We start from the raw sequence: 7910 nt of genomic DNA on the forward strand, positions 1-7910 counted from the left end.
ACACTCCAACCTGCGCGACGAATTAAAGCGGCTTCCACGAAATCGTGACTGAGGATATGTCCACCAAAAGGCGGTCTTCCAGATAAATGCGGGAGGCCTGCGGCACTCATAAAGGCTTCCGTACGAATAATCGCGTTGTGACCCCAGAAGTTACCTTCCTTTTGTACCCACCAAGCCAGACCAGTACCGACCACTGGACCATAGATGCGAGCGGCAAACTGCTGCACACGAGCCATGAGAGTCGTGCCATTGATCAGCGCCGGAATGGTTTGAATCAATCCAGCATCTGGGTCACTTTGCATCCGTTGAGCCAATGAAATCATAGTACTTGGCTGCATCACACTATCGGCATCCAATACTAATAAGTGGTCGTACCCCGAGCCCCAACGACGGCAGAAATCGGCAATATTACCCGCTTTGCGCGCAATATTTTTACGACGGCGGCGGTAATAGACGTTAGCTTTGCCTGCGGTTTGTTGACGCAGCAACCAGAAGGCTTGCTCTTCAGATAACGCCACTTCAGGATCGGTGGTGTCACTGAGAATAAACCAATCGAAGGCATGTCCGTGTTCAGTTTTCGCTAGAGCCAAAGCCATGGTTTCTACTGCGGCAAAGACACGATCGGGTGCCTCGTTGTAAGTCGGCATCAAAATTGCGGTACGTGTCGTTAGGGGTTGCTCTGTATTGGGGGCAGGTTTGCGACTCGCGAGAACAAAAAATCCGGCAATCGAGCTTGAGAAGGCTAAGGCAATCCAACAGAAGTTGATAGCAAAGAGAACCAGTACCGCGTATTCGATAGGCGTTAGTCCACCGACCAAAAATACGCCGCGCATTTCAAAGATGGCAAAAGCAGAAATGAGTAAAGCAAAACCAACCACAAACACACGTCGCCACGAGCAGGATTTAACTCCACCCGTTTGAATGGCGTCACGCGGAAAACCTTCACTCAGTCGTTTAAGATTTTGTTCCGGCATTTCGCCGTGTTGTTCTGGTGGCATGGCAGAGCCTCCCATTAACTGGGAGGCTCCTTGTTCAACCATTGGGTTTGTCATAAAAAATCCGAGTACTTACTACAGGGTCCAACGATACAACCAAGTTTCTACAGGACGCGCTTCTTGCAAAGTGAGCTCTGCACGTAATTCAGCCAGTGTCACTTCGCCTGGATCAAATTCAAATGAGAGGCGATAGCCATTATTGGCAGGGTTATCACGCAGTACAACGTTACTGATTACCCCAGCATTGCTGCGCACTTTCGGTTCTGGCATCTGTGCAGGCTTGGCACCTTGGACTTGGTAATCAATCACGAACAAACGTTTTGGCGTTGGTTTGGCAATATCGGCACGTCCACTCGCAGTACGGCTTACAGTGATCGCTTGTGGATTCGCTTCTGGTTGCGCACCCCAGTTGAGGTGATAAGAGAAACGATATTCACTGCCTGCGGCAAGAGGTTGTGCTGGCTTCCAGAAGGCGACAATGTTGTCGTGAATTTCTGACTGAGTTGGAATTTCTGTCAACACGACAGCACCAGGACCCCAGTTACCGACTGGTTCAACCCACAGACTTGGACGTTTTTCGTAATGGGCTTCCAAATCTTGGTAGTTGGCGTAATCGCGCTCACGCTGCATCAAACCAAAGCCTTGCGGTGAGTTGTCCATAAAGGCGCTCACTTGCAGTGTGCTAGGGTTAGCCAATGGACGCCACAAACGTTCACCACGTCCGTTGATCATCAATAAACCATCAGAATCATGCACAGAAGGACGGAAATCATCAGTCTTCTCACGGCCATTTGGCGAATGCATGAACATACTGGTTGCCGGAGCTAGACCAACTTTGCTTAACTCCACGCGTGGGAAGAGTACCGCCTCAACGTCCATACGAGTATTTTCTCCTGGACGAATAGAGAAACGATACGCACCAGACACGCTTGGACTATCCAGCAGGGCATGAACCACAATCAAGTTAGTGTCGTAGTTTGGCTTTTCCACCCAGAAGGCACGGAAAATAGGGAACTCTTCACCCGTTGGATCGGCAGTTTTGATGGCCAAGCCACGCGCAGACAAGCCATACGCATTGCCTTTACCCAGAGCACGGAAGTAGCTTGCTCCTTGGAATACAAACAGTTCATCAAAATAGGATGGGCTGTTGAGAGGGTAATGCACACGAAGACCGCTATAACCGATATCTTCAGTAGGCAGGTTTTGTTGTAGAACTTCGCCAGCGGTGAACATATTCGGATCGTAGCTTAAATGTGTGGCTTTATTGCCTTCAACAAGTGCAATTTCAATCAGATCTTGGAAGAAGAAACCGCGATGGAATAGTTGCATTTGGTATGGTAGGCCATCTGCTTTCCACACTGCATTGTCGGGTTTAAAACGAATATCGCGGTACTCATCATAACTGATATTGGCCAAACTCTCTGGTAGCGGATCTTTTAAGGCAACATAAGGCTTTTTCGCCAGTTGGCGAGCTAGGCGAACAACGGTGTCGTTATCAAACGCTCCCGTTTTGGCAAAGCGAACCACATTTTTAACTTCGCCAGCTTTTGTTGGCTTAGTAGATTCTGAATTCACTGGAGAAGAGGCATTATTATTTTTAATGTCTGTAGCAAAACCATTATCAGACATCAGCAAAGAAGCCCCAAACAGCAGGGAGAAAAGTACAATCAGTTTTTGCGCATGACGTTGCACGGCGCTGGACACACGAATCATATAGAAATGAACCGATAACAAAGTGAAATACAAAGATAGCTTAAGAGTTTACTGCAATTTTGCTGACCGGACGGTATCGCAGGAAATTGCAGGTCTCATTAAGCGCGAAAGATAACAGAACTGTAAAAAAATGCACAACATATGTTGTTGAGAACTGTCTTTATCAGATATTTTCTATTCATAAGCTTATATCCTTTAGTTATATGTGATTTTGGAAGGCAAATCACGTTGTGTGAGAGCAAAAGTTTGGCATAAGCCAGTAATTTGTCGTTTAAGACCTTATAACATAAAAGGTTAATTCTGGTCTGTGACAAGTTGTGAGAAAAAATGACAAAACGAGTGCGCTTTAATCGAATAGTGTTTACTATCGCGACTCCTTCGTTCCAACCTTTTGTTTGACATAATGAAATTAACACTAAAACACAAACTGATTGGCGCAAGTTTATCGGCAGTGATGGTGATGGCGACGGCATTGACTTGGTTTTCCGCCAGTCAATTGCAACAGCAAACCAGCAATGCGGTTTATACTCGTGCTGACGCAATTTCTTCGACCGCTGCTAAAGGCATCTCAGATTGGATTTCTATCCGTAAATCAATTAGTACTGCGTTTAATGCTCACATTGAAGCACAAGATGTTGTCCCTTATCTGCAACAAGCGCGCAATGCGGGTGGTTTTGACGATATTTTTTACGGTACGACTGATGGCGCGATGTACCGCTCACATCCAGAGCGTAATCGTGCGGATTACGATCCACGTACGCGCCCTTGGTATAAAGATGCAGCCAGTGCGGGTAAGCAGATCATCACCACCGCTTACAGTGATGCGATAACCGGCGCACTGCTTGTGACGATTGCAGAGCCTGTTCGCCTTAACGGTAATTTGAGTGGTGTGGTTGGCGCAGATGTTCTCATTGATCAACTGATTGCGGACGTGATCAGCATGGACGCAGGAAAAAATGCGCAAACCATGTTGATTGATGGTCAAAACGGTTCGTTCCTAGCGCATCCAGACAAATCCTTGCTACTGAAGCCTGTGACGACGCTCTCTTCTGCTTTGGACATGCGCACTATCGAGCGTGCTGCGAATCAAGGTGAGTTGCTTGCGCTTAAACTGAATGGCGTGGAGAAGTTCTTCTTTTTCACTGCGGTACCCGATACACCTTGGTATTTCGCAGTACAGATGGACAGCGATACCGAATACGCCTCTCATTCTGAGTTGTTAACAGGCCTTATCACTACTGCGCTGCTGATCACTGTGATTGTGGTTGTGATTGTCTCTTGGCTCGTCAGCTTCTTGTTCCGTGATTTGGGTCGTGTATCGAAAGCGCTGGAGGAAATTGCCTCTGGTGATGCCGATTTGACACAACGTTTAGAACCTCGCAGTGATGATGAAGTCGGACAACTGGCAAGCAACTTCAATACCTTTGTGAGCAACATGCACACCATGGTACTCAAGTTAAGCCATGTTTCAGCCGCATTGGCGCAGCAGTCGAAAGTGACGGCGGCACAAGCGGAAGAGCGCAGTAGCCGAATTCGCTTGCAACAAGACGAAATCAATATGGTGGCTACCGCAATCAATGAGATGGCTGCTGCCACTCAAGAAATTGCGGGTAATGCGGATCACACGGCGCAAAACGCAGGTGAAGCCGTGACGGCGTGTGTCCATGGCGCGGGTCAAGTCACTCAAACGCAGCGTTCGATTCAATCTTTGGCTGAAGAAGTACAAGTCGCGACCGAAGTTATTCAAGAGCTGGAAGCGCATGGTCACCAAATCAGTACGATTCTGTCGACGATTCAGAACATCGCTGAACAGACCAACCTACTGGCGCTGAATGCGGCCATTGAAGCAGCCCGTGCGGGTGAGCAAGGACGTGGTTTTGCTGTCGTGGCTGATGAAGTTCGTGTGTTGAGTCAACGTACCCACGCGTCGACCAAAGAAATCCAGCAGATGATTGAAACGCTGCAAGCCACCACAGGTAAAGCGGTAGGTATTATGGATGACAGTCGTCGCCTCGCGGACACCAGTGTTGATGATGCGAATGAAGCTTCGGTTAGCTTGGAGCAGATCCATAAAACTGTAGAGCGTATCAGTGATATGGCAACGCAAATTGCGTCAGCGGCTGAAGAGCAAGCCTCTGTGACTTCGGAGATCACTCGCAATACCGTAGGTATTCGTGATGTTTCAAATGATCTCGCGCAAGAAGCTCACTCCGCTGCTGAACAAGCTGCAGAGTTGTCTGAACTGTCTCATGAGTTAGAACAAGAGATCCGTCGTTTTAAACTGTAATGACGTCACTGACAAAGTCAGAGTAAGGAGCGCTGATGCGCTCCTTTTTCGTTCTTATGCCTCTCGTCGTTTCGAGTTTCGATTCGCGGTCAAAGACCTATATAGGGCTCTTAGCCACAGAACACAGAGGCTAAAGCCACAGAGACTGAATGGCGGTGTGGGGTGGGAGATAGTGCGCGCACTGCGCTTGAAAAAGTTCTGCGGTCGCAATGGCATCCGTCAGCGCATGGTGAGGTGAGTAAGGCGGTAAGTGATAACGCATCCGTGATTGCCCAAGGCGTATTGAGGGTAAAGGTCGACGTGTAATCCGTTGCCATAGCGAGCGTTGCTTATCCAGTAACTGACGTTCAATTTCTAATGTATCCAACACGGGAAACTCGATCGCCTCGCCCCATATATTCAGGCTAATCTGGCGCAAAAATTCACGTTCAATATGCCTAAAGTGTACGACGACAATCTTGCCGTTCAGCGCCTCGAGCAATTCCTTCAACACCTGTTCTGGAGCTTGCGCATGCTGCAACTCGGAGTGCGTGATCCCATGGAACACTATCGACTCCTCTTCAAGCGGTTGAGAGGGTTTTACTAACCAATACCGAGCTTGATTAAGAAAAATCCGTTGAGTAGTAAAAGGCACTAAACCGATACTCACAATGGCATCTTGCTCGGCATTCAGTCCCGTTGTTTCAAAATCGAGGGCAACCAGTGAGCACTGATGAATCGGTGTTGAGCCTTCAACCAGAGGTTGAGCATAAAAGCGTTGTAAACTGGGTTGCCGAGCCTGCTGGGCTAAGTGAGCAAATCGAGCGGGCCAGTAAATCGCAGAGTCGAACATGGCGCTCACTTAAAATGTTGGTTGGCTTGGTAACGATACTTAAGATAATTCTGTCCGTTACTGAGGATCTGAAACGCATCTTTTAAGTTGCGTCGTTCAAAGTCCGAAAGATGTTCCGGCTCGATACTGTTGTCGGCCTCACGCTCTTGTTCAACATCAATCGCTTGATGGCGAATCCGCACCATAGCGATGAATTCCAAGGCATCACGCAGATCTTTGCCTTTACCTTGCGGGAGCAATTCTGCTTCAATTACATCATCTAAACGTTCAAACGAGTTTTTAGCACGTGAACCTGCGGCGAGGGCATGTACGCGGATCAAATCTGCCAGTGGTGCTGTCCCGCGACGTTTCAAATTGATGGAGTTGTTATGGCGTCCATCTTTTTCCATCACGAAATTCTTAAAAAAGCCCAGTGGCGGCGTGCGATTGAGCGCATTACGCGCCAAACAGGCTAAAAATCGCTGATTGCGTCTGGCGCGGCGTACAATAAAACCAGACAGTTGCTCGGCCCATTTGGTGCGTCCATAGACACCATCGAGATCAAAAAAAATCGACGCATTGAGCAGAGCTTGCGGGTTGGGATTATCAATCCAGTCAGCAAAGCAGGTTTCCCATTCTTTGCGAGTCATGCGCCATTTTGGATTGCTAGCCATGATCTCACCATCACACAATGGGTATCCGCAGCGGTCTAATCCCCTACACACCAACTCAGCAAATTGAGCAAAATAAGCACCATGCTGCTGCACATCGTAGCGATCATCTAAAATCAGAGCATTATCTTGATCGGTCACAATCAACTGTTCATCGCGTCCCATCGAACCAAAGGCGACAAAACAGTAGGGTAGTGGCGCAGCACCCAACTCGGCCTCGACTAATTCAATGATGCGCTGCGTGAAAGCGCGGCCAATGGTCGACATCGCAGTACCAATCATGTGTGAATTGGCGTCTTCGTTAACTAAACGTACGAAGCTTGCTTTGACTTCATTGGCGAGTTGAGCCAAATCATCAATACAAGTTTGCTGGTAGATACGACTGACTAAAAGCAATGAGTTTTGCGACTCATGGCGTACGATGTCGGTCATGTCGATGATACCAATCGGCTGCCTTTCTCTTAATACAGGGAGGTGGTGAACGTTATTGCGTAGCATGGCGAGCATGGCTTCATAGACGTAAGCGTTATGATCCAGCGAGATGACCTCATGAGTCATGACTTGACTGACGGTTTGTGTGACATCCATACCTTGCGCTAAGACGCGTCGGCAGAGGTCTCGTTCCGTGACAATGCCGACCATGGGCGTTGAGTCATCTTCCGTATCAAGCAGGATCTGGTTATCGAGGATCAGTAGCGCAGAGACATTTTCATCTGCCATGCGCTGTGCTGCCTGTTGAATAGAGGCTTGTTTGTCTATCGTTGGTGCTGGACGTGTTAACAGCTGTTTGACTTTGCTGGTGATAAGATCATTTTGTTCTTTTTGTTTAGCAACGGTTTGACGCAAGCGTACGGCTTGCTCTACTTCAACAAAATCGGCAAAACTATCAAACTCTTGGTGTAAACGGTGAAAGAGCGCTTCAGGCAAACAGTACAGCAGCGTATCTTCAATTGCAGTGACCGCGAAAGACACTTGGTTACGCGTTAATAACCCCATTTGTCCAAATAGACTGCCTTCCGTCAGTCGATTGTACAGCTCACCATGACGTCGATAGACTTCGACCGCCCCACTACGAACCAAATATAAATCACAGATGGCTTGTTTATAGCCAATAATCGGTGTGTCTTTACGAAAGTAGGCAATTTCAATTTGTTGAGCGATTTCAGGTAGTCGTTCGTTGGGTAAGGCATCAAAAGGTGGATGCTGTTGCAGGAATTGTTGAATCTCGATTAACTCGGCGTCCATGGCGGCTCCTATCGTTACAAACATGCGTTAGGCAATGTTTTTGGCGGTATGGCAGACCATACTACCTCAATTTATTGCCTTAGGGCTAATCGGAGCACGCAGAGATAGGGAAAGGAGTCTATCTATACCCTTCCTACTTGATGCTGCAGCGGTGTTGGCTACGTTCGTTTACCCCAATCACATAGTGT

Annotated in this window: 5 protein-coding genes; 1 reads left to right on the top strand and 4 read right to left on the bottom strand. The window is 48.0% G+C overall.

All coding sequences use genetic code 11. The features are described from left to right. Both mdoH and GOU96_RS16135 read right to left on the bottom strand, forming a co-directional pair. Nucleotides 1-998 (bottom strand): glucans biosynthesis glucosyltransferase MdoH (mdoH, locus tag GOU96_RS16130; RefSeq protein ID WP_324702017.1); only part of this gene is annotated, 998 nt, incomplete at its 3' end. A 72-nt stretch (nt 999-1070) separates the two neighbouring features. Continuing rightward, on the bottom strand, nt 1071-2708 hold the full coding sequence (locus GOU96_RS16135; protein ID WP_267782804.1) for a glucan biosynthesis protein G: 1638 nt from the start codon (nt 2706-2708) through the stop codon (nt 1071-1073). A 403-nt stretch (nt 2709-3111) separates the two neighbouring features. Between GOU96_RS16135 and GOU96_RS16140 the strand changes: the two genes are divergently transcribed. Next, nucleotides 3112-4995, top strand: coding sequence for a methyl-accepting chemotaxis protein (locus tag GOU96_RS16140; protein WP_267782808.1), 1884 nt, complete (start codon nt 3112-3114; stop codon nt 4993-4995). Nucleotides 4996-5125: 130 nt separating this feature from the next. On the opposite strand, the gene GOU96_RS16145 is transcribed toward GOU96_RS16140, so the two are convergent. After that, the gene (locus GOU96_RS16145) at nt 5126-5827 is read right to left on the bottom strand and encodes a 3'-5' exonuclease (RefSeq protein ID WP_267782812.1); all 702 of its coding nucleotides are present in this window, start codon (nt 5825-5827) and stop codon (nt 5126-5128) included. A 5-nt stretch (nt 5828-5832) separates the two neighbouring features. Further along, entirely contained in the window at nt 5833-7722 is a 1890-nt protein-coding gene (locus GOU96_RS16150; protein ID WP_267782815.1) for a cyclic nucleotide-binding/CBS domain-containing protein, read from the bottom strand. Nucleotides 7723-7910: the final 188 nt, after the last annotated feature.

Origin of the sequence: Vibrio sp. R-1 (assembly GCF_035615595.1) — a bacterium.
Classification (GTDB): domain Bacteria; phylum Pseudomonadota; class Gammaproteobacteria; order Enterobacterales; family Vibrionaceae; genus Vibrio; species Vibrio cholerae.